Origin of the sequence: Streptomyces sp. 840.1 (assembly GCF_003751445.1) — a bacterium.
Lineage (GTDB): Bacteria > Actinomycetota > Actinomycetes > Streptomycetales > Streptomycetaceae > Streptomyces.
Window position 1 is genome coordinate 3,314,290 of sequence record NZ_RJUU01000001.1, and the last position, 20,792, is coordinate 3,335,081.

Annotated in this window: 18 protein-coding genes; 7 read left to right on the forward strand and 11 right to left on the reverse strand. The window is 72.0% G+C overall.

Annotation, left to right across the window (positions count from 1 at the left end; translation table 11 throughout):
* Positions 1-50: 50 nt before the first annotated feature.
* On the reverse strand, positions 51-818 hold the full coding sequence (locus tag EDD93_RS15195) for a phosphotransferase (protein WP_123527786.1): 768 nt from the start codon (positions 816-818) through the stop codon (positions 51-53).
* Positions 819-876: 58 nt separating this feature from the next.
* Complete coding sequence (locus tag EDD93_RS15200) at positions 877-1,074, reverse strand: hypothetical protein (RefSeq protein ID WP_123525651.1); 198 nt, start codon at positions 1,072-1,074, stop codon at positions 877-879.
* 89 nt (positions 1,075-1,163) lie between these two features.
* On the opposite strand from EDD93_RS15200, the gene EDD93_RS15205 reads away from it, so the two are divergent.
* A complete protein-coding gene (locus tag EDD93_RS15205; RefSeq protein ID WP_123527788.1) occupies positions 1,164-1,619 on the forward strand; it encodes a hypothetical protein in 456 nt (151 codons plus the stop codon).
* A 31-nt stretch (positions 1,620-1,650) separates the two neighbouring features.
* On the opposite strand, the gene EDD93_RS15210 is transcribed toward EDD93_RS15205, so the two are convergent.
* A complete protein-coding gene (locus EDD93_RS15210; RefSeq protein WP_123527787.1) occupies positions 1,651-2,802 on the reverse strand; it encodes an MFS transporter in 1,152 nt (383 codons plus the stop codon).
* A gap of 160 nt (positions 2,803-2,962) precedes the next feature.
* Between EDD93_RS15210 and EDD93_RS15215 the strand changes: the two genes are divergently transcribed.
* Together EDD93_RS15215 and EDD93_RS15220 are read left to right on the forward strand one after the other, a co-directional pair.
* The gene (locus tag EDD93_RS15215) at positions 2,963-3,457 is read left to right on the forward strand and encodes a hypothetical protein (RefSeq protein WP_123525652.1); all 495 of its coding nucleotides are present in this window, start codon (positions 2,963-2,965) and stop codon (positions 3,455-3,457) included.
* A complete protein-coding gene (locus tag EDD93_RS15220; protein ID WP_123525653.1) occupies positions 3,454-4,260 on the forward strand; it encodes a class I SAM-dependent methyltransferase in 807 nt (268 codons plus the stop codon). The genes EDD93_RS15215 and EDD93_RS15220 overlap by 4 nt, the downstream gene beginning before the upstream one ends.
* A gap of 73 nt (positions 4,261-4,333) precedes the next feature.
* Here EDD93_RS15220 and EDD93_RS15225 read toward each other — a convergent pair whose 3' ends face one another.
* The 3 genes from EDD93_RS15225 to EDD93_RS15235 all read right to left on the reverse strand — a co-directional run bounded on the left by EDD93_RS15225 (position 4,334) and on the right by EDD93_RS15235 (position 8,118).
* Positions 4,334-6,025, reverse strand: coding sequence for an alpha/beta fold hydrolase (locus EDD93_RS15225; protein WP_123525654.1), 1,692 nt, complete (start codon positions 6,023-6,025; stop codon positions 4,334-4,336).
* An 85-nt stretch (positions 6,026-6,110) separates the two neighbouring features.
* Positions 6,111-6,668, reverse strand: coding sequence for a TetR/AcrR family transcriptional regulator (locus tag EDD93_RS15230; protein WP_123525655.1), 558 nt, complete (start codon positions 6,666-6,668; stop codon positions 6,111-6,113).
* A gap of 139 nt (positions 6,669-6,807) precedes the next feature.
* Positions 6,808-8,118, reverse strand: coding sequence for an LCP family protein (locus EDD93_RS15235; RefSeq protein ID WP_123527789.1), 1,311 nt, complete (start codon positions 8,116-8,118; stop codon positions 6,808-6,810).
* Positions 8,119-8,237: 119 nt separating this feature from the next.
* Here EDD93_RS15235 and EDD93_RS15240 point away from each other — a divergent pair, with 119 nt between their 5' ends.
* Positions 8,238-8,786 (forward strand): acyl-CoA thioesterase, encoded by a 549-nt coding sequence (locus EDD93_RS15240; RefSeq protein WP_123525656.1) that lies wholly within the window; start codon positions 8,238-8,240, stop codon positions 8,784-8,786.
* Positions 8,787-8,876: 90 nt separating this feature from the next.
* Here EDD93_RS15240 and EDD93_RS15245 read toward each other — a convergent pair whose 3' ends face one another.
* Entirely contained in the window at positions 8,877-10,241 is a 1,365-nt protein-coding gene (locus EDD93_RS15245) for an LCP family protein (protein WP_123525657.1), read from the reverse strand.
* Between the two features lie 279 nt (positions 10,242-10,520).
* Between EDD93_RS15245 and EDD93_RS15250 the strand changes: the two genes are divergently transcribed.
* Positions 10,521-11,552, forward strand: a complete 1,032-nt coding sequence (locus EDD93_RS15250) for a glycosyltransferase family 2 protein (RefSeq protein WP_123525658.1) — start codon at positions 10,521-10,523, stop codon at positions 11,550-11,552.
* A gap of 87 nt (positions 11,553-11,639) precedes the next feature.
* Here the strand turns inward: EDD93_RS15250 and EDD93_RS15255 are convergent, their stop codons facing one another.
* From EDD93_RS15255 to EDD93_RS15270, 4 genes are all read right to left on the reverse strand, one after another.
* Entirely contained in the window at positions 11,640-13,358 is a 1,719-nt protein-coding gene (locus tag EDD93_RS15255; protein ID WP_123525659.1) for an LCP family protein, read from the reverse strand.
* 49 nt (positions 13,359-13,407) lie between these two features.
* Complete coding sequence (locus EDD93_RS15260) at positions 13,408-15,228, reverse strand: LCP family protein (RefSeq protein WP_185092325.1); 1,821 nt, start codon at positions 15,226-15,228, stop codon at positions 13,408-13,410.
* 224 nt (positions 15,229-15,452) lie between these two features.
* Complete coding sequence (locus tag EDD93_RS15265; RefSeq protein ID WP_123525661.1) at positions 15,453-16,970, reverse strand: LCP family protein; 1,518 nt, start codon at positions 16,968-16,970, stop codon at positions 15,453-15,455.
* A 242-nt stretch (positions 16,971-17,212) separates the two neighbouring features.
* Positions 17,213-17,962, reverse strand: a complete 750-nt coding sequence (locus tag EDD93_RS15270) for a TIGR03089 family protein (RefSeq protein WP_123525662.1) — start codon at positions 17,960-17,962, stop codon at positions 17,213-17,215.
* A gap of 138 nt (positions 17,963-18,100) precedes the next feature.
* Between EDD93_RS15270 and EDD93_RS15275 the strand changes: the two genes are divergently transcribed.
* Both EDD93_RS15275 and EDD93_RS15280 read left to right on the forward strand, forming a co-directional pair.
* Entirely contained in the window at positions 18,101-19,438 is a 1,338-nt protein-coding gene (locus tag EDD93_RS15275) for an N-acetylmuramoyl-L-alanine amidase (protein ID WP_123525663.1), read from the forward strand.
* A gap of 187 nt (positions 19,439-19,625) precedes the next feature.
* Positions 19,626-20,717, forward strand: coding sequence for an NDP-sugar synthase (locus EDD93_RS15280; RefSeq protein WP_123525664.1), 1,092 nt, complete (start codon positions 19,626-19,628; stop codon positions 20,715-20,717).
* The last annotated feature ends 75 nt before the right edge of the window (positions 20,718-20,792 follow it).

The window sequence follows — 20,792 nt, forward strand, 5'->3', positions numbered from 1 at the left end:
CGGGTCAGCAGACCGGCGCGGGGCGCGTCGCCGTGCGGCCGGAGGGCCGGTCAGGGCAGCAGGGCGGCTGCGAACCTCCCGCGGTGGGCCGTGAGCCATTCCTGGACGCGGTCCCAGCGTTCCCAGCCGCCACGGTCGGACAGCGCCCGGAGGTAGCCGGGGTCACCTTCCGCCACGCGGCCGGCGACGAAGGCCCGGCAGGCCGCGGTCGCCTGTTCGATGACCTCGGGCAGTTCGGCGCGTTCCTGTGACGAGAGGCCGTAGCCGTCGGCCAGGACGCGCAGGCGCGCCATGACGTCCAGCCCGGCGGGGTACAGGGCCGACGCGGACGTGGGATCGAGCATCGGAACCCAGTAGCGGGCGGTCATGGCGACGTCCCACAGCGGCCGGCCGGGGGCCGCCAGGTCGAAGTCGATCAGCGCGGCGGCCCGGCCGTCGCGGAACACGACGTTCTCCGGGCACACATCGTTGTGGCACAGCACCGTGCCGCCCGCCGGATCGGACAGCGCCCGGGGCCACTCGGCGCTCCTGTCGACCGGGATGCGCGCGCAGGCCTCGTGCAGCCGCCGCAGCAGGCTCCCCACCGAGCTCAGCGCCGCCTCGGTCATCGCCCAGCGCGGGAACGGCGGCAGGGCCACGTCACCGGGGAGGTACGTCAGCCGCTCGCGGCCGTCCGAGGTGAGGGCGACCGGGGTCGGCGCCGCGTCGAAGCCCTGCTCACCGAGGGCGGCGAGGTGGGCGTGCAGGGCGCGCGCGGTGCGCGGCGCGGGCCGCTCCACCACCGCACCACGACGGAAGACCGCGCCCACGTTCACCATGCCGCCGGCCAGCGGCTCGCCGTCCGCCGGCTCACTCCCGACCGCCACGCCGATCACGCTACCGCCCGGTCGGCGGCCCGAACACGTCTTCCGCGGAGGAGGCCGTGGCGGCCCGTTGCAGCCACTCGCTCAGGCGCCCGGGTCCGGTGCAGTCGGTGATCTTCTCGCGCATCTCGTCGGTGACGACGACGCCGCGGACTTCGAGGATCAGCAGGAGGCTCTGCGCCCGACCTTGGGCCTGGCCCTGTTCACCCATGCGAGTGATGAGCGGGCAGGGGAGCGGGACCGACGCTCGCGCGTACGCCGTTGTTCCGGGGCCGAGGACACTGCGGCATGATCGTGGCCATGGGACACCCTCATCTGCCGACAACCGAGGCCGCCGTCGCCGCTGTGCGCGAGGTCGCGCGCGCGTACAACCTGGAGGTGGAGGTCACCGACGACATCGGGGCGGACCAGACCTCCCGGCGCTCCTCGGCGGGTGCCTTCGCCGTGGTCGACGCGGACGGGGCGCTGCCGCACGAGGCGTTCGTGGAGCTGGGCGGTACGCCCGCCGTCACCGTTCAGGTGTTCCCCGAGGACGACGCGAAGATCACCGTGGACGGGGTGGAGTTCAACGACGTCCCCCGCGACTCCGTGCCCGCTTTCCTGCGTTCCGTGTACGGCGGGACGGCCCACGTGAAGGGGAAGCGTTTCCCGCCCGGCCGCTGGCTCGTCGTGCCGCTGCCGGGGGACGAGACGTACAAGGAGCTCATCGCGCGGACCATGCTCAGCCCCTGGCTCGTCCGCAGCACGCGCGGCTGAGGGAGCTTCCCCGGGCGTCCCGGGACCGCTGTCAGCCGCGCGTCGCGTCTTCCCGGGGGCGCGGGCTGCCGGCGGCGCCCGAGGGCAGCAGCCGCCCGCCCAGCAGGACCGCCCAGGCCGCGACCGTCAGCAGGCCGCCCAGCAGGAAGGTGCCCCGTACGCCGGAGTGCGTCAGGACCAGGCCGCCGAGCGCGGCGCCCGCCGCGATACCGGCGTTGTAGCCGCCGGAGTTGGCCGCCAGGGCCATGTCGGTGCGGCCGGGTGCGCAGCGCAGCATCTCGTTCTGCGTGGCCATGAAGATGGGGCCGAGCGCGCCGCCCGTCAGTGTCAGGAAGACCACCGCCGCCACCTGTTCGCCGCCCGTCGCGTACAGGCCGAGCATGCCCACCGCCTGCGTGGCGACCGCGGCGGCCGTCACCGTCTGCGGGAAGCGGTCCAGCAGCAGCCCGGTGACGCCCACTCCGGCCAGGCAGGCGAGGCCGAACACCAGGAGCAGGAGGTTGACCGCGCCCCCGGAGAAGCCGCTCACGTCGCCCAGGAACTTCACGACGTACGTGTAGCCCGCGAACGCGCCGGTGGCGGAGAGGGCTCCGGCCGCCAGCACCGTGCCGAAGCGGCGCGCGTCGGGGTGGCTCCCGTACGCCGCGTGCCCCTCGTCCGGGCGGGAGGTCGGGAGCAGGACGGCGATCGTCACCAGGGAGACGGACCCCAGGGCCGCCACCACCGCGACCGGCACCTGCCAGCCGCTCTGCCGGCCCAGCCACGTCCCGGCGGGCACCCCGAACACCAGGGCGAGTGAACCGGCCACGGACAGCGCCCCGACCACCCGCCCCCGCAGCCCCGGCCGGAACAGGCCCACCGCGACCGGTCCCATCACCGCCCAGAACAGCGCCTGGGCCAGCGCCGTCACCAGCCGGGCCGCGAGCAGCGGCCAGTAGGAGGAGGCCGAGGCCGCCACCAGGCTGGACACGACCAGTGCGCTCAGCAGGGCCGTGAGCACGTGGCGCCGGGGCATCGCCCGGGTGAAGTGCGCCAGCGGCAGGGACGCGACGGCGACCGTCACGCCGTAACCGGTGACCAGGTAGCCGACGGAGGGCAGCGACACGTGCAGGCCGTCCGCGATGAGCTCCAGGAGGCCGATCGGCAGGTTCTCCGCCGTGTTGAACGTGAACGCCGCCAGCATCAGGGCGGCGAGGACCGCCGGTCCTCTCCGCCTGCCGGCGAGTGCGACGATCACCTCGACAGTGTGGCAGACAACGGCGGACGCGGTCCGGTCCGGACGTACGGCCCCGGGGCGGGTGCGGTTCAACCGCCCCGGGGGCGGTGGCGTACCTTCCCTACCCATGACGGACATCTACGAGCCGCCCGGACCGGCCGAGTTGGTCGGGCTGTTCGAGGCGCTGGGTGCCGGGGACGCGGTGGGCTGGGCGGAGTCGGAGGCCGAGGAGGACATTCCTCAGCTGGCCCGGTTCCGGTTCCTGCGCATGGTCTGGCAGGACATCGACGCCTGGAGCGCGGCGGCGCCCGGCTGGGCCGAGGCCCGCCGGGAGGACGGCCCTGCGGGCGCGGCCGTCGAACGGGCGCTGCGGCTCGGGCTGACCCCGGCCGAACTGGGCGAGATAGCCCGGGAGATAGCGAAGGAGACCGCGTTCGGTCTGCTCCACGGGCTGGCCGGGCCGACGGACGGCGATCTGCCGCCCGCGACCGAGGCCCGGCTGCCCGGCTGGTGCCTGGCCGAACTGTCGCCCGACGGGCGGCCCACGGGGCGGGTTCTGCGCGCGCTCCACGAGGATCTGGACGAAGCGGAGCCGCAAGGCCCGGCCGGAGGTATCGCATGACCGCGTTCGACGTGAGTGAGCGGCGGATCTGGGAGGGTCGGGCCGAGAGCTACGCCCGGACCTTCGCCCGTCTCTGCGCCCATACGGTGCCCGCCCTGCTGGACGCCGCCGCCGTCGGCTCCGGGACCCGGCTGCTCGACGTGGGGTGCGGCAGCGGCAGCGTGACGGTCGCCGCCGTCGGCCGGGGTGCGGTCGTACGGGCCGTGGACGCCGAACGCGGCATGGCCGAGGCCACCCGGCGGGCGGCGCCCGGGGTGGAGGTGCGCATCGGGACACTGCCCCAGCTCCCTTACCCCGACGGCGAGTTCGACGCGGCCGTGGCCAACTTCGTGCTCAACCACGTGGGCCGGCCGCTGGATGCGCTCGTCGAACTGCGCCGGATCACCCGCCCCGGCGGCAGGGTCGCCGTGACCATCTGGCAGATGCCCGGGGGTGCCGGCCGGGAACTGGTCGGCAGGGCGGCCGAGGCGGCCGGACTGGTCCGGCCCGAATGGCTGGCCACCGTCGATGAGGAACACAACTTCCCGCGCACCGCACCCGGGCTGGCGGCGCTGCTCACGGCGGCCGGACTCAGGGACGTACGCAGCGAATCGCTGGCCTGGGAGCACCGGACCGACCCGGAGGAGTGGTGGGCGGGCCCCGCCGCCGGGGTCGCCGCGATCGGGCAGCTGGTCAACAGCCGGGGACCGGAGGGCGTGGCGGCGGCGAAGCGCGAGTACGACGTGCTGAGCAAGGAGTTCGCGTCGGAGGGCGGCGACCTGGTCCTGCCGCACCTCGCGCTGCTGGCCCAGGGGAGGGTGTAGCGGCGGCGGGCCGCCGGAGCCCCTGCCCGGCCGGTCCGGCGCCCGAGGACCGGCCGGCCTCCCCCCTTGTCCGTCAGGGGCGTTCGCCGGCCGTGGCGGCGCCGCTGAGGTGGCGGGCCACTTCGGCAGGGTGCGTCAGCTGGGGGTAGTGCCCGGCCCCGGCGAGTTCGGTCACCGGGTGGACCGTGGCGGCGGTCAGCGGGTCGGCCGAACCCACGATGATCCGGACCGGGACGGTCACCCGGTCCAGCAGGGCCCGTGACGTGCCGCGCGCGGCCGTCCCCGTACGCATGGCCGCCACCACTCGCCGCGCCACCCCGCGGCGGCGCAGGTCCGCCGCCGCGCTCTCGGCCGCCGGTCCGGCGGGGACGCCGAGGAACCGGGCCAGCCGGGCGGCGGACACCCGGCGCAGCAGCGGTACGGCGAGTGCCGAGCGGGTGAGCCGGGGCGGGGGCGCCTGGAGGAACGCGGGTGACACGAGGACGAGTTCGCTGACGCGGTCCGGATGGTCGACGGCGAAGCGCAGAGCGGGCCCGCAGGCCAAGGAGTGCGCGACCAGCGCCGGGCGGGTGCGGACCGGCTCCATCAGGCCGTCCAGCCAGGCGTCCATGGAGCGGTCCGTGGCGGCCGAGCGGCCGAGGCCCGGCAGGTCGGCCGCCAGGACCGGGCCGGGCAGGTGGCCGGCGAGGGGCGCCCAGAGGTCGGCGTTCATGGGCAGCCCGTGCAGCAGGACGTGGGCGGGACTGCGGCGCTCGCCGGCCACCCAGGTGCGGCTGCCCGCCACCGAACGGAAGCCGTACGGGCGCAGCCAGGGCGAGGCGGCACCGAACCGGGCGGCCACCAGGTCATCCGCCCAGGTGCCGAGGGCCTCGGCCGCCGGAGGCATCCGCAGACCGGCTCTCGCGGCGAGCGCGTGGGCGGAGTCCGTCGGGTACCGGTCGGCGGACAGGAACGACAGGGTCTCGGGGTCGGCCCCGGTCAGCCGGCGCGGCAGGCGTCGCAGCACGCCGACGGGAACGGCCCGGCGGGGCGCCCGGACCCCGGTGTGGCGGGCGACCGTGCCGAGCAGTTCGGGCAGGAGCGGGGTGGTGTCGTCGAGCACCCAGTAGTGCTCGCCCGCCGGCGCCTCGGGGACCTCGGCCAGGAACCGCGCGAAGTGGCCGACCGTCACGATGGGCAGGAAGGTGCCGGGGCCGCCGGGCACCGCGGGGAGCCGGCCGTTCCACAGGTCCTGGACGAGCGAGCCGAGACCGAGGTACTGGCCCGGCCCGATCACGGTGCTGGGATTGACGACGTTCAGCGGGACGCCCAGGGCGAGCGCGCGGTCCAGCACCGCGAGATGCCCTTCCGTCTTCGACGCCTCGTAGGCGCCCGTTGCCGGGTGGCCCGCAGCGGCGTCGGCCGCCGAGCCCACCCGGTAACCGCTGATGTGCACCAGCCGGCGCAGGCCGGGCAGCGCTGCGGCCCACTCGGCCACGTGGAGCGCCCCGGTGACGTTGACCGCCCGCGCCTCCTGGATGCCGAGGCCGAACGCGTACCGGGCGGCGGCGTTGTAGACGTCGCGCGCCTCGGGCAGTTCCGGGAGCGGGCGCGTGATGTCGGCGGTCACGACGTCCAGCCGGGCGGTGTCGACGCCCTGGGAGGCCAGCCACGGGGTGAGGGTGTCGTGGCGTACGGCTGCCGCCACCCGCAGGCCCCGGGTGAGCAGCTCGGCGACGAGGGAGCGGCCGATGAAGCCGGTCGCACCGAAGACGATCGCGTCCATGGTTCTCCTTCAGCGTGCGGTAATAGATCGGTCTGCATATTTTTTGAAGACAGAAAGGGCCCGCCGGTCACGGCGGGCCGGATCTTCAGCCCAGCAGTGCGCGGACCTGCCGCGCGACGCTGTCCAGCGGCTTCCTGCTGCGGTGTGTGCGGGCCAGCAGGAGCGCCCCCTCGATCAGGGCCAGAATCGTGACCGCGAGGTCGTCGGCGTCCGGGCGGCCGGCCAGCTGGGTGCGCAGCGCGTCCTCCCAGGATGCGTACACGTCCGAACAGGCCTGCTGGAGCGCGTCGTTGGCGGCGGCCGTCTCCAGGGCCACGGCGGCCACCGGGCACCCCTTGTGCCAGTCCGACGCCTCCAGCCTGTCACCCAGGTGTCTCAGGGCCACGACCACGAACTCGGCTGCCGGCAGCCCGGATTCGGCCAGTGCGCCGAGCGTGCCGGCGATGGTCCGGCCGGCCCGCCGGACCGACTCGCCGACCATCTGGTCCTTGCCCTCGGGGAAGTGGAAGTAGAGCGAACCCCGGGGCGCGCCGCTGGCCGCGATCACCCTGTTCAGCCCGGCGCCGTAGTAGCCCCCGGACTCGATCAGCTCCTGTGTCGCGTCCAGCAGTCGTTCCCGCGTCTCGGCGCCCTTCTGTCCCATGGGGTAAAAGTAGACCGATCTGCATATTCGAGCAAGCCCCCGATGCGAGCTGCTGACGCGAGCCCCTCACAAGCCCCTGGCGGCCGGGACGGCGAACGGCCCCGCCCGGAGGGGCGGGGCCGTTCGCTTCGTGTCCGGCTCAGTCGCTGGAGACGGTGACCTTCTCGTCGTTGTTGAGCTGCTCGACCAGCTGCTTGACCTTGGCCTTGTCCCAGACCAGGTTGCCGCCCGTGGAGCCGGAGATCGGCATGTTCATCGACTTGCCGTCGCCGCCCGTGACGCCCTTCATGGCGAAGAACATCTGGCCCAGGTCCCAGAGCGACATGTCCTTGTCGACGACGAGCGTGTCCAGACCGGCGCCCATCGTCGGGTACAGCTTGAACGGGTTGAGGATCGTCGACGGCGTGGCCGTCTGGTTCGCCAGCGCCGCGAGGAACTTCTGCTGGTTCTTCGTACGGTCCAGGTCGCTGGCCGCGAAGGCGTACCGGGTCCGGACGAAGGCGAGGGACTGCTCGCCGTTCAGCGTCTGCTTGCCCGCCTTGAAGTCAGCGCCCGAGTTCTTGTCCTTGAACGCCTTCGGGATGTCGAGCTCGACCCCGCCGATCGCGTCCACGATCTGGGCGAAACCGCCGAAGCCGATCTCGACGTAGTGGTCGATGTGCAGGCCGGTGTTGAACTCGACGGTGCGGACGAGCAGTTCGGGTCCGTCCTCGGCGTACGCGGCGTTCAGCTTGGTCGTGCGGCCCTTGCCCTCGTACTTCTTGCCGGAGTCGGAGCCGATGAACGAGGGGATCTCGACGTTCGAGTCACGCGGCAGCGAGACCAGCGTCGGGCCGTCGCCGCCGTCGTGCAGGATCATCATCGAGTCGGTCCGCTTGCCCTCGGCGGAGCCGGTGTGCAGCTTCTTCTTGTCCTCGGCGGTCATGCCCTCGCGGCTGTCCGAGCCGACGATCAGGTAGTTCGTGCCGTCGCCCGCCTTCGGCCGCTCGATGACCTTGGAGAGGTCGACGTCGCGCTTCAGCTTGGAGTCGGCCCAGAAGTACGTACCGATGGAGACGCCGAGCACCAGGACCACCAGGACCAGCGCGCCGATCTTGATCCGGCGGCGCCAGTCCGGCGCGGCCGCCGGGCGCCCCTGGACGTATCCGCCGTCGCCGGGACCACCGCCCTGGCCCCCGCGCCCGCCGCCGTTGCCGCCGCCGTAGACGTGGCCCGTGCTGTAGCCGCTGTCGTACTGCGGGCCGTCGTCGTAGCCGCCGGGCTGCTGCGGTACCTGCCGCTGTCTCGGCGGCGCGGAACGCCGCTGCGAGGGAGCGGGCTGCTGGGGCGGGACGGGGCGCTGGACGTGCGGCATCGCGCGGGCGCTCTCGGGCCGGTCGCTCGCGCTTCCCTGCCCGTAGCGGTTGCCGCCGCGGTTGTCGTCGTTCCAGCCCTCGGGCCAATCGTTCATGCCGTCCAGTGTGCAGGCCGAGCCCACTGCTATTACAGGGTGTAAGGGAAATCGGACCTGGGCTGTTGCGAAGCTGATGCATTGCGACGGCCCCGAAGCCCCCGCATAAGGTGGAGGGCATGACAGATCAGGCCCCGCGCCCGGAGGGCGACATTCCGGGCAAGCCGACCGCGGCCTCCCGGACCACCCTCAGCCACATCATGACCGGCAACGACACGAATCTGCTGGGCACGGTGCACGGTGGCGTGATCATGAAGCTCGTCGACGACGCGGCGGGCGCCGTCGCGGGCCGGCATTCCGGCGGCCCCGCCGTGACGGCCTCGATGGACGAGATGGTCTTCCTGGAGCCGGTCCGCGTCGGTGACCTTGTTCACGTCCGCGCCCAGGTGAACTGGACCGGCCGCTCCTCCATGGAGGTCGGCGTCCGCGTCATGGCCGAGCGCTGGAACGAGTCGACCCCGGCGCAGCAGGTCGGCAGCGCCTACCTGGTGTTCGCTGCGGTCGATGCGGACGGCCGCCCCCGCGCCGTACCGCCGGTGATCCCGGAGACCGAGCGCGACAACCGCCGCTACCAGGAGGCGCAGATCCGCCGCACGCACCGGCTGGCCCGGCGCCGCGCGATCCGGGAACTGCGCGAGAAGCGCGCCGCCGACGGCATCGAGGACTGAGGGGGCCCAGGGGCCGAGGCCCCGGGGCTCGCGCCGCTGTTACATACCCGGGCTCACGGGCACGTCACGCCCTCTGCGTACGGGGGCTGCTCACGGGCACGTCACCTCGTCGCCCGTGACGGCCCCGAACCTGCCCGGATCGGGCTCCTCGGCCCGGACCCGCTCCACCTTGGCGTAGTCCGCGCCCGCGGTCACCTTCATCGTGGGGCCCTGGCCCTTCACCGCCTTCAGCTCCGCCCCCGGCAGCGCCGCCGCCAGCGACTTCGCGGACCGGTCCCAGCGCGGGTCGTACGTGACCAGGGTGTGCTTGAGATCGCGCAGCTCCCCGTTGAGCGGGGCCCTGGTGGTGTCGAAGCCGGTGCCGTGCAGCGCGGTGTCGACGGTGCCGCCGAGGCCGTCCTTCGGGGTCCCGTTGTAGACCTGGACCCGGATCTGCTGCGGCGGCACGTCCACCTTCTTCGCCGGGGCCGGCTCGGGCCGCTTCACCGTGAGCGGCCGGTCCTCGCGCAGCGCCTGGAACAGCTGCTTCGACTTCTTGGGGTCCCACTTCACCGTCGAGCCGATGCCCTTGACCGGGAAGGCGACATCGCTCATCGGCACCGAGGTGAACTCGGAGGAGGAGGCGGAGAAGCCCCGCATCGCCTGGCCGAGGTCGAGCATCTGCTGCGTGTCGAAGCCCTTGTCGGCCCGTACCGACTTCAGCATCGACGAGGCGACCTCGCGGAACTTCACCGGGTTCAGCAGCACCCCGCTGCTGGTCGCCTGCTTGATCAGCGAGGCCATGAACTTCTGCTGGCGCTGCATGCGGCCCAGGTCGGCGGCGCCGTCGATGTGCCGGGAGCGGACGTACTGGAGGGCCTGGCCACCGTCCAGGTCATGGGTGCCGGCCGCGAGGTCGAGACCCGTGTAGGAGTCCTTCATCGGCCGGGTGGTGCAGATCTGCACCCCGCCCAGGGTGTCGACCGTCGTCATGAAGCTGGTGAAGTCGACCTCCAGGTAGTGGTCGACCTTGACGCCCGTCATGTGCTCGACCGTCCGCACGGTCAGACCGGGCCCGCCCTCGGCGTAGGCGGCGTTCAGCTTCACCGGATGGGCCGCGTGCTCCTCGCCGGTGTTCTGGTCCCGGTGCTCGGGGATCTCGGCGTAGCTGTCGCGGGGCAGGCTGACGATGCTGGCGCGCTTCTTGTCCGCCGACAGGTGCACCAGCATGATCGTGTCGGTGCAGTGGCAGGGCGCACCGCCCAGCCGGTACTTCGCCTTCTCCTCCTTGGTGATCCGGTCACGGCCGTCCGTGCCGACCAGCAGCAGGTTCATGCCGTGACCGCCCGCAGGCCGGTTCTTCATGTCCTTGAACGGGTCGATCCGGTCGATCCCGTTCTCCAGGTTCGTCACGACGGCATGGCCGATGCCACCGGCCCCGAGGACCAGCACGGAGAGGCCGGTCGCCATCCGCATGCCCCAGCGTGGTCTCTCGTCCTGCTTTCTTGGCCGCCTGCGCTGCGGGGGAGCGGCGCGCGGCCGGGGCGGACGGGGGGAGCGGTGCGGCGTGGGCACGGGGGACACCTCCGCGGTGCAAGGGGGACCTGTCGCACGGTAGGCCCATACGATCTGCATCCCGGCCCGCGACCCGGCGGCGCGCACCGGGTTCCCCCATTCGCGGTAACGTGGCGGCCGAATATCGCCGCCTGGTGGGGTTCGGACCCCCGGCGCCCCCGAGGACCCCCCGAGGACCACATGTCTGCCGCGCAGCACCCCGCCGTCTCCGTGATCATGCCGGTGCTCAATGAGGAGCGCCATCTCAGGAACTCCGTCCGGCACATCCTGGAGCAGGAGTACGACGGTGAGATGGAGGTGGTGATCGCGCTCGGCCCGTCCACGGACCGCACCGACGAGATCGCCGCCGAACTGGTCGCGGAGGACCCCCGGGTCCACACCGTGCCGAACCCGACCGGCCGCACCCCCGCCGCGCTCAACGCCGCGATCAAGGCCTCCAGCCATCCGGTCGTGGTGCGCGTCGACGGGCACGGGATGCTTTCGCCGAACTACATCGCGACCGCCGTCCGGCTCCTGGACGAGACGGGCGCGCAGAACGTCGGCGGCATCATGCAGGCCGAGGGCGAGAACGCCTGGGAGGACGCCGTCGCCGCGGCCATGACCTCGAAGATCGGCGTCGGCAACGCGGCCTTCCACACCGGCGGCCAGGCCGGGCCGGCCGAGACCGTGTTCCTGGGCGTCTTCCGCCGGGAGGCCCTGGAGAAGGCAGACGGGTACAACATCGAGTTCATCCGCGCCCAGGACTGGGAGCTGAACTTCCGCATCCGGGAGGCCGGCGGCCTGATCTGGTTCTCCCCCGAGCTGCGGGTCCAGTACCGCCCCCGCCCCTCCGTCCGGGCGCTGGCCAAGCAGTACAAGGACTACGGCCGCTGGCGCCACGTCGTCGCCCGCTACCACTCCGGCTCGATCAACCTGCGCTACCTGGCCCCGCCGACCGCCGTCGTCGCCATCGCGGCGGGCATCGTCGTCGGCGCCGCCGTCACCCCGTGGGCGCTGCTCGTCCCGGCCGGGTACGTCGCGGCCATCGCCGCCGGATCGGTCCCGGCCGGCAGGGGACTGCCGCTGAAGGCGCGGGCGCAGATCCCGGTGGCGCTGGCCACCATGCACATGTCGTGGGGGTACGGCTTCCTGACCAGCCCGCGCTCGCTGGCGAAGCGCGTCATCGCCAGCCGCCGCCCGGCGGTCAGCGAGCCGGGCACACCGGTGGCCTGAGCACGGCCGCACAGACGTGGGAGGGGGCGCCCGGTCCGGCCGGGCGCCCCCTCCCACGTTCGTTCCCGCGGACTCGCGGACGGACCGCTACATCTGGCGGTAGGGCCAGTACACGTCCATGCACTCGTCCGTCTTGGCCCCGTTGACCGACTCGGTGTCCTCCAGCGGGTCACTGTCGTCCGCCGCGGCCTCCGGGAACGTGGAACCCGTCCGCCAGTCCGAGCCGACCGTGAGCGTCAGCCCGGCCCCGTCCGGGGTCTCCTTCACGGCGTTCGTCGGCATCGAGAGCGCCTTGGCGAGCGACAGCGCGTCCGACCTGCCCTGTGCGCCGGAGCTCTTCGGATAGGTCACCTCGGTCGTCCGGGCCGAGCCGGGATCGGTCGAGGCGTCCGCCTCGGTGAAGCCCTTGGCCTTCAGCAGGTCCCGGACGACCCCGGCACGGCCGTCGGTGGCCGCCTGCCCGTCGCCGGAGGTGCCGTTGACGACCGTCACCCCGAGGGAGGCGGGAGCGCCGGCCTTCGGTCCGGCCGCCGCCTTCTTCTTCGCCTTGGCGCGGTCCTTCGGGTCGAGCGACTGGTCGTCCCGGATCAGCCCCCAGAGCTTGTCCGCGGAGCCCGGCTTCGGCAGCACGTGGGCCTCGGGGTCCTCGGGGTCCTGGATCCGGGGCATCGTCAGCATGTTCATCTTGTCCAGCGGCACGTTCTTCAGCTGCATGCCGAGGTCGAACAGCTTCTTCACCGTGCCGATCTCCTCGGAGACCTGGAGCGACTTCGTCCCGGTCTCGGCGAGGTTCATCAGCCGTCCGGTGTCCGTGAACGCGTTCTGGCTCTTCAGCTCACGCAGGACCGAGTTCAGGTACATGTGCTGCGCCTTGGACCGGCCGATGTCGCTCTCGAAGGCATGCCGGGTACGCAGCCACTTCAGCGCGTCCTCGCCCTTGATCTTGTGCCGGCCCGCCGTCAGCCGCAGGTGGGAGCCACCGGGCACACCGGGCTTGGACACGTCGTTGACGTTCTGCTTCACACAGACCCAGGCGCCGCCCACGGCATCCGCCATGTCCACCACACCCGCGAAGTCGACCATCATCCAGTGGTCGATGTAGACCCCGGTGAGCTTCTCCCAGGTGTCCAGCGTGCAGCCGGGGCCGCCGCGCAGCGTCTCGTTGATGATGCCGTTGCTGGCGGGGTACTTCTGGTGGGTGTCGGGGTTCTCGCAGGCGGGGATGTCGACGCGGGTGTCGCGCGGGATGCTGACGACCGAGGCGTTCTTCCGGTCGGCCGAGACGTGGAGCAGCATCTGCACGTCGGCCAGCGGTGTGCCGCCCACGCTCTCCTTCGACCCGCCGAGCTTGAGGTTCTCCTTGCTGTTGCGGCTGTCGGAGCCGATCAGCAGGAGGTTCAGCGGGGTCTGGCCCGCGGCGTTCGGCGCGGTCTTCTTCGCCGCGCTGTTGCCCGCGCTGCGCGCCCCCTTGCGGAGGTTGCCGTTCAGGTGCTCGTACCAGAGATAACCGGCCGCGCCGGTGCCGAGTATGACGAAGGCGAGGGAGAAGGCGATCCAGCGCAGCACCCGCCGCTTCTTCGTCCGGCCGGCGCGGCGGGAACCCCCGCGGCGCCCGCCGTGGCCGCCGGCGCGGCGGCTGCCGCCCCCGCCGTCGCCCCTCCCGGCCCGGCGGCTGCCGCCGCCTTCGCCCTCGGGCTCCGGGGCGTCGCTCTTCCCGTCCTCGTAGAGAGCGTCGTCCCAGCCGAGTTGACCGGCATGCCGGACCCGTGGCCGCGTTCCCTCCCCTGGCGTGCTGCTCCGTCCCACCGGGACCCCCCTGCTGCTCAGACTCGCGATATCGCGCAGTGACCCGGTGTCACTTGGCGCACTCTGCCTTGTCGGCACTGGCCTTCGGAATGTCGATCTTGGCCGGGCCGGTGATGGGGGTGCCTGCGGCCTTGAAGTCCGCCCCCAGTGTCAGCACCATCGCCTGGAGCCCCTCGGCATCGGTGGTGCCCTTCTTGAGCGCCGATCCCGGGAGCCCCATCATCGCGGCGAGCGCCCGCGCCTGGTCCGCCTGGTTCGGGGCGTACGCCAGCGTCGTCTTGGCTGTCTTCGCCGGGGCGTTGGCCTTGTTCGTGGACTTGAGGACGCCCTGCTCGTTCTGCAGCCAGGTCACGGTCTGCTGAGCGGCTCCGGGGACCCCGCCGCCGTTGTAGACGTCGACGCGTACGTCGCCGGCTGCGGCCTTGGTGCCCTTGAGGAGCGCGTCCTGCTTGCCCTTGGCCGCCTTCTTCTGCGCGGCCACCTCGGTCAGCGAGGTGTCGGCCTGCATCATCGAGAACAGCTGCGGAGCCTTCACCGGGTCCACCACGACGGTGATCGGCTTGGGCTCGGCCGGGTTGTCGATGACCGGAAGCGTCACGAAGCTGATGTTCTTCGTGTCGATCTTCGTGAGCTCCTTGGCCAGCGAGGTCAGCTTCGACGGCGAGCCGATGGCCTTGTCGACCGTCAGGGCCTTCGTCGCCGCGTCCGCGAGCTTGAACAGCTTCGTCGGGCTGGTCAGGGTGTCGTCCGACTTCATCTGCCGGATCATCGAGCCGATGAACTGCTGCTGGACCTTGATCCGGTCCAGGTCACTGCCGTTGGCGAAGCTGTGCCGGGTCCGTACGAACGCCAGCGCCTGCTCGCCCTCGATGGTGTGCTCGCCCTCCGAGAGGTCCAGATGCGAGTCGGCGTCCTTGACCGGCTTGGCGAGGCAGATCTTGACGCCGCCGACCGCGGTGGACAGCTGCTTGACCGCGTTGAAGTCGACCATCATGAAGTGGTCGACCTTGAGGCCGGTGAGCTCCTTGACTGTCTCCATCGTGCAGCCCGGGTCGCGGCCCTCCTGGCCGAGGCTGACGTTGAACCGGATGTTCTCGGTGCCCGGGATGACCTTGTCCGAGCCGTCCGGCTGCCTGGACTTGCATTCGGGGATGTTGGTGACGAGGTCGCGGGGGATGCTCAGCGCCGTGGCGTTGGTGCGGTCCTTGGAGACGTGGAACAGGATGTTGGTATCGGCATGGCCGGTACTGCCCTTGTCGCCGTAGCCCTCGTTGCCCTTGCCGGTGCGCTTGTCCGTGCCGATGACCAATATGTTGAGCGGCGCGTTGGCGGTGACGACGTCCTTGTTGCCGGCGTCGCCGATGTCCACGGTGTTCAGGTTGCCGCTGAAGTGCTGGTACAGCCAGTAACCGCTGATCGAGACTCCGACGAGCAGGAAGGCCATCACGCCGCCCGTCCAGAGCAGCGCCTTCTTGCGGCGGGCCTTGGGGGCCTTGCGCTTGCGGCGGCCGGCGCCGTTCTCGTTCGAGGACGGTCCCGCGCTCTCCTGGCCGCGCGACTCCTGGCCGCGGCTGTCCTGCCCGCGGGCCGAGCGCCGGCCGCCCTGCCTGGGCACTTCGCGGCCCGGACCGGCACCGCGTCCGCCGCCCTCGCGCGGGGAGTCCCGTCGCCGGCCCACGTCGTCACGGCCGGTGCCCTCGCGGCCGGCGTCTCTGCGCCGGGCGCCACGAGGTGCCGGAGTGGTCGGGGCGCCGCCCGAATCCCCTCCGGATTGGTGCAGTCGCAGTTCGTAGTCGCCGGTGTCCGGGTTGAGGACCCATTGGTCTGCGGGATCGATGTCTTCCGCCCGCCCACGGCCTTGTGCATCCACGGTTGCTTGAGTCCTCCGTCGGTGCCACGCGAGGCGCCTCCCCCGATAAGGCGCTCAATCTTTCGCTCCGGAAGTGCTCGGCCCGAGGGCCCGGAGCAACCGGATCGCGTCACACTATCCGTCCGGTTCGGCGCCGAGCGATGGGCGTGACATATTCCACGGCCCTTACAACCGGGCATTCTTCCCATTGCACGCCGAACGTTGATGTCTGCTTGGTAATTGCTTTACTGCTTGCACAGGTCGGTCGCGGCGTTGTTACCCGAATAGGTGGGTGTGGGGCTTGGGTTCCGAGTGCCCGATGCCCCGTCCGCAGGTTCGCCCGACCGGTTCTTGCTGTCTTCATCCTGTGAATGTTCCGAACCCTCCCCGTGGCCGCTGTTCCCGCCGTCGTCGCCGTTGAGCTGATCTGCGGGCACCACGGTGAGCGGCTTGTCGTCGCGCAGTTGCTTGAAGAGCCTGTCCGCGTCGGGCTGTACCAGTTCGTCCCGGTTCCGGTTGGCGGCGTACGGCTGCCTCGGAACGGTCAGGAACTGAACCTTGTCGGTCGGTACGTTGCGCATGCCGCGTACCAGTTCGTACAGGTCCTTCAGGGTGTCCAGCCCCGGGTCCGTGGTCAGCGCCTTCGTCGCCGCGTCCAGGACCGGGTAGAGCCGGGTCGGGTTGAGCAGTACGCCGTTGCTCTGCACCTTGTTGACGAGCGCGCCCAGGAACTGCTGCTGGCGGTCCATCCGTTCGGTGTCACTGCCGTTGCCGATCGACTTGCGCACCCGTACGTAGCCCAGCGCCTGCTCGCCGCTGAGCTTCTGGCGGCCCGCAGGGAGCTTGAGGTGGGCCGCGCTGTCGTTGATCGGGTCCTTGAGACAGATCTCCACGCCGTTCACCGCGTCGACCATGTCCTTGAAGCCGTTGAAGTCGACGACCATGTAGTGATCGAGGCGGACGCCCGTCATCTTTTCGACGGTACGGATGGTGCAGGCGGTTCCACCGAACTCGAAAGCCCAATTGAACTGGGCGAATTGCGGTCTGCTGGCAGTTTTGTCCTGCTTGTGGCAGGCCGGGATGTTCGCCATCAGGTCGCGCGGGATGGACATCGCGGTGGCGCTTTTCCGGTTCGCGGCCAGGTGCAGCAGGATCGTGGTGTCCGAACGCTGGCTGCCGCCGTCGTCGCGGCCGTACTTGCGGTTGTCCCCGGCGCGGCTGTCGGAGCCGATGAGCAGGATGTTCTCCGCGTCATGGACGACGGACGCGGGGCGCTCCTTCTCGTACGCCTTGAGCTCGGCGGCCGCGGAGGTGTCCGTCCTGATGTTGCCGTCGAGCTTCTTGTACAGCCACCAGCCGGTGCCCGCCGCGACGAGGACGACGAACGAGGCCCCGAGCGCGGTCCAGCGCAGCCAGTGCCGCTTGCGCTTGACGGTGATGTCGAGGGTCGGGCCGGCCCCCGGCCCCTCGGACGGGGACCCGTCCGAGGCCCCGGCGCCGGACCCGCCGCCCGAGCCGCCCCCGGTCCCGCTGCCCGAGCCGCTGCGGGTCTCGCCGCCCGGGGTGCTCCCGGGGGTGCTCTCCGAGCGGCGGTCGGAGGTGTTCCCCGGGTTCCCGGGAGCGTCCCCCGAAGTGTTCCTGTCCGAGGGGTTCTCCGGCGCGGGCTTCCCGCCGCGCTCCGCGCCGGGCGACCCGTCCGGCGTCTGGTCCTCGCCCGCGGCCGAGTCGTCGGGGTCGGCCGGAGTGCCGGCACTTTCGGTCACGTCTGCGTCCATCCTTCACGTTCGGCGGCGCGATGGGCCGCCGGTTGCAGAAGTAGACGGCTGAACCTCACGCTTGGTTGTGCCTTGAGTGGTCTGTACCGCAGATCATGTACCGGAGTTGACGTATCGCCCGGAGGGCTCGGCCCACGGTGGGCCGGACGGGTGACCCTCGGACCGCTTGTCGTACCGCGGCGCCCCGTCTCCCGCGTCTCCCGCGCGGAGCGCCGCCGTACCGGCCGCCGTCACACCGTCAGGGTGACCCGCTCGCTCTCGACGCGCTGCGCCAGCCCGTCCGCGCCCAGCTCCCCGAGGTGCCGGCACAGCACCACGGAACCCCCGGTCGCCAGCGGAGCGAAGAGCCCGGCACTGAGGCCGTCCCAGGTGTCGTACGTGCGCCCCGAGAGAAGCCGCGATCCGGCACCCAGGCCCAGCCCCGCACCGTCCGCGCGAGCCCGCGCGACCAGCTCCGCCGAACTGAGCGCCATGTCGCCCACGGTCAGCGCCGGCGCGTCCGGGTCCACCGGGGCGAACGGGGCGAACCGGTCGCCCTGTCCGGGCACCTCCACCGCGTAGTCCGCGAAGCCCTCGGGCGGCTGCGGGAACCTGCCGCCCATCGGGCGCAGCGCCAGTGCGATCCGCTCGCCGCGGCAGGCCCGCGCCACGTCCAGGGTGTCCGGTCCGGTGACGACGAGATCGGCGGCGGCCGGGTCGCCGCCCACCTCCGCGACGACGCCGGCCGAGGAGCAGGCGAGCAGCCAGACCGCGGACTGCCAGTGCGCGGGGAGCAGCAGGGCGAGCCGGTCGCCGGGCTCGGCGGCGAGATCGCCCTGCAGCAGGTTGGCGGTCTTGGCCACCCAATTGGCGAAGGTGGCCACCGACAGTTCCACGCGTTCTCCGGTGGCGTCGTCGTAGAAAGTGACCATGGGGCGGGCCGGGTCCGCGGCAAGCGCGGAACGCAGCAGGTCGGCAGGGGTGCGGTCGCTGGCGTTCATCCGCGCAAGGGTACGTGGCGGTGGCGGGCCGGGCGGGGCGCCGCGGGTGGCCCGTACACCGGTTCGGCAGACGGGCCGTCAATTGCCGGGAGAAACACCGGTCGCCGGAGATGTCCGGTTGTGCCAAGGATCATCTGTATGCGTGCCTTCATTGCATCCTCCATCGGTGTCACCTGTGCGGCAGCTCTCGCGCTGCCGCTTGCCGCGCCCGCCGGCGCCGCCTCCGACACCCCCGCCCACTCGACCACCACGGGCTCCGTGCCCGCCGAGGCGTCAGAACCCGCCGCACTGGCCGGTTCGACGCAGTCGCTCGCCCTCTCCCCGCTGTCCACCGCCTCCGCGCGGGCCCCCGGTGAACCCGTGCCGGTGGCGGGCGGACAAGGGCTGACCGAGCGCGACGTCCACCCGTTCTCCATGGTCGGCGTCGTCTGGGACGACGTGGACACCGAACTCCACGGCACCGCCCAGGTCCGTACCCGCTCCACCGGCACCGGCCGGTGGTCCGGGTGGCAGGACCTGGAGACGCACAACGCCGAGCACTCCGCCGACCCCGGCACCGCCGAACGCGCGTCGAGCGCCGTCCGGGGAGCCACCGCCCCGCTCTGGGTCGGCGCGTCCGACGGCGTCGAGGTCCGGGTGGACCCCGGCGCCCCGGACACGGCCGGCAGCCGTGGTGCCTCCGCCGCCCCCGTACCGCTGCCCGCCGGGCTGCACCTCGAACTCGTCGACCCCGGCGAGGACCCGCAGGAGCTCCCCGCCACCGGTGCCGCGGGCGCCGACCGCGCCGCGGTCCAGGGCGCCACCGCGCTCCCCGCCCTGAGCAGGTCCGCGACCGACGCGGCCGCCGGCTACGCCCCGGGCGCCAAGCCGTACATCGGACCCCGCCCGCGCATCATCACCCGCAAGGGCTGGGGCGCCGACGAGAAGATCCGCGAGAAGGCCTTCGCGTACACCAACACCGTCAAGGCGGCCTTCGTCCACCACAGCGCCACCGGCAACAACTACAGCTGCTCCCAGGCGCCCTCGGTGCTGCGCGGCATCTACCGCTACCACGTCAAGAGCAACGGCTGGCGCGACATCGGCTACAACTTCGCCGTCGACAAGTGCGGAAACATCTACGAGGGCCGGGCCGGCGGCGTGACGAAGGCCGTCATGGGCGCGCACACCCTCGGCTTCAACACCAACACCATGGGCATCGTGGTGCTCGGGAGCTTCAGCGGCACCAACCCGCCCGCCGCTTCGGTCAACGCCGTCGCCAAGCTCACCGCCTGGAAACTCGGCCTCTTCAAGGCCAACCCGAAGGGCAAGGTGACGCTGGTCTCGGGCGGAAGCAACAAGTACAAGAAGGGAAAGAAGGTCAAACTCAACGTCATCTCAGGCCACCGGGACGGTTTCGCAACCGAATGCCCCGGAGCGCGTCTCTACAAGAAGCTCGGCACGGCCCGGACCAGCTCGGCCCGGCTCCAGGGCCGCTGACCCGGAAGGAGCCGGGGCACCGACCGCGCCCGGGGCCTGCTGCGGGCTGCTGACCGAGGACACCCCGTCCGGTCTGCATACACTGGCCAGCCGAAGAAGCCGGTGTCCGATCCCCGCTGGGCCCGGGTGGGGATCGGACACCGGCTTCTCACCCGGCCCGGCCCCAGCAGGAAGCAGAGACAGTGCTGTGACAGAGGCAAAAGAAGCGATTCTCCTGGTCGGCGGCAAGGGAACCCGGCTGCGCCCGCTCACGGTGCACACCCCGAAACCCATGGTTCCGGCAGCGGGCGTCCCCTTCCTCACGCACCAGCTGGCGCGTGCACGGGCCGCCGGGGTCGAGCACATCGTCCTCGCGACGTCGTACCTGGCGGAGGTCTTCGAGCCGCACTTCGGCGACGGTTCCGAGCTCGGCCTCCACATCGAGTACGTCACCGAACGCGAACCGCTCGGCACCGGCGGCGCCATCCGCAACGTCGCTGCGCGGCTCACCTCAGGCCCGGACGAACCGGTCCTCATCTTCAACGGCGACATCCTCACCGGCCTCGACATCCGGGCGCTGGTCACCTCGCACGCCGACTCCGGGGCGGACGTCTCGCTCCACCTCACCCGGGTCGAGGACCCGCGCGCCTTCGGCCTCGTACCGACCGACGGCACGGGCAGGGTCACCGCGTTCCTGGAGAAGCCGCAGACCCCCGAGGAGATCGTCACCGACCAGGTGAACGCGGGCGCGTACATCTTCCGCCGGTCGGTCATCGACACCATCCCGGCCGGCCGGCCGGTCTCCGTGGAGCGCGAGACCTTCCCCGGACTGCTCGCCTCCGGCGCACATCTCCAGGGCATGGTCGACTCCACGTACTGGCTGGATCTGGGCACCCCGCAGGCCTTCATACGCGGCTCCGCCGACCTGGTGCTCGGCCGCGCGCCCTCCCCGGCCGTCCCCGGCCGGTGCGGCGACCGGCTCGTGCTGCCGACCGCCACCGTCGCTCCCGACGCCAAACTCACCGGCGGCACGGTCATCGGCGCCGACGCGGTCATCGGCGCGGGCGCCAGGATCGAGGGCTCCGCCGTGCTGGCGGGCGCGATCGTCGAACCGGGCGCGGTGATCACCGACTCCCTGGTCGGCGCGGGCGCCAGGATCGGCAGCCGTACGGTGCTGGCCGGCGCGGTCGTCGGCGACGGGGCCAAGGTCGGCGCCGACAACGAACTGCGCGACGGAGTCCGGATCTGGTGCGGGGCACATCTGCCCGCCGCGTCGGTCCGCTTCTCCTCGGACGAATGACCGGGGCGAGCCGCTCTCCCAGCACACCCCGAATGGCCGGAATCAGCCGTACCCTCGACAGGCACCCCCGACTAC

What these genes read in the sequence shown, in the direction of transcription:
- EDD93_RS15195 (WP_123527786.1), bottom strand. Translation starts at nt 818, where the DNA reads ATGGTGAACGTGGGCGCGGTCTTCCGTCGTGGTGCGGTGGTGGAGCGG.
- EDD93_RS15200 (WP_123525651.1), bottom strand. Translation starts at nt 1,074, where the DNA reads ATGGGTGAACAGGGCCAGGCCCAAGGTCGGGCGCAGAGCCTCCTGCTG.
- EDD93_RS15205 (WP_123527788.1), top strand. Translation starts at nt 1,164, where the DNA reads ATGGGACACCCTCATCTGCCGACAACCGAGGCCGCCGTCGCCGCTGTG.
- EDD93_RS15210 (WP_123527787.1), bottom strand. Translation starts at nt 2,802, where the DNA reads ATGCTGGCGGCGTTCACGTTCAACACGGCGGAGAACCTGCCGATCGGC.
- EDD93_RS15215 (WP_123525652.1), top strand. Translation starts at nt 2,963, where the DNA reads ATGACGGACATCTACGAGCCGCCCGGACCGGCCGAGTTGGTCGGGCTG.
- EDD93_RS15220 (WP_123525653.1), top strand. Translation starts at nt 3,454, where the DNA reads ATGACCGCGTTCGACGTGAGTGAGCGGCGGATCTGGGAGGGTCGGGCC.
- EDD93_RS15225 (WP_123525654.1), bottom strand. Translation starts at nt 6,025, where the DNA reads ATGGACGCGATCGTCTTCGGTGCGACCGGCTTCATCGGCCGCTCCCTC.
- EDD93_RS15230 (WP_123525655.1), bottom strand. Translation starts at nt 6,668, where the DNA reads ATGGGACAGAAGGGCGCCGAGACGCGGGAACGACTGCTGGACGCGACA.
- EDD93_RS15235 (WP_123527789.1), bottom strand. Translation starts at nt 8,118, where the DNA reads ATGAACGATTGGCCCGAGGGCTGGAACGACGACAACCGCGGCGGCAAC.
- EDD93_RS15240 (WP_123525656.1), top strand. Translation starts at nt 8,238, where the DNA reads ATGACAGATCAGGCCCCGCGCCCGGAGGGCGACATTCCGGGCAAGCCG.
- EDD93_RS15245 (WP_123525657.1), bottom strand. Translation starts at nt 10,241, where the DNA reads ATGCGGATGGCGACCGGCCTCTCCGTGCTGGTCCTCGGGGCCGGTGGC.
- EDD93_RS15250 (WP_123525658.1), top strand. Translation starts at nt 10,521, where the DNA reads ATGTCTGCCGCGCAGCACCCCGCCGTCTCCGTGATCATGCCGGTGCTC.
- EDD93_RS15270 (WP_123525662.1), bottom strand. Translation starts at nt 17,962, where the DNA reads ATGAACGCCAGCGACCGCACCCCTGCCGACCTGCTGCGTTCCGCGCTT.
- EDD93_RS15275 (WP_123525663.1), top strand. Translation starts at nt 18,101, where the DNA reads ATGCGTGCCTTCATTGCATCCTCCATCGGTGTCACCTGTGCGGCAGCT.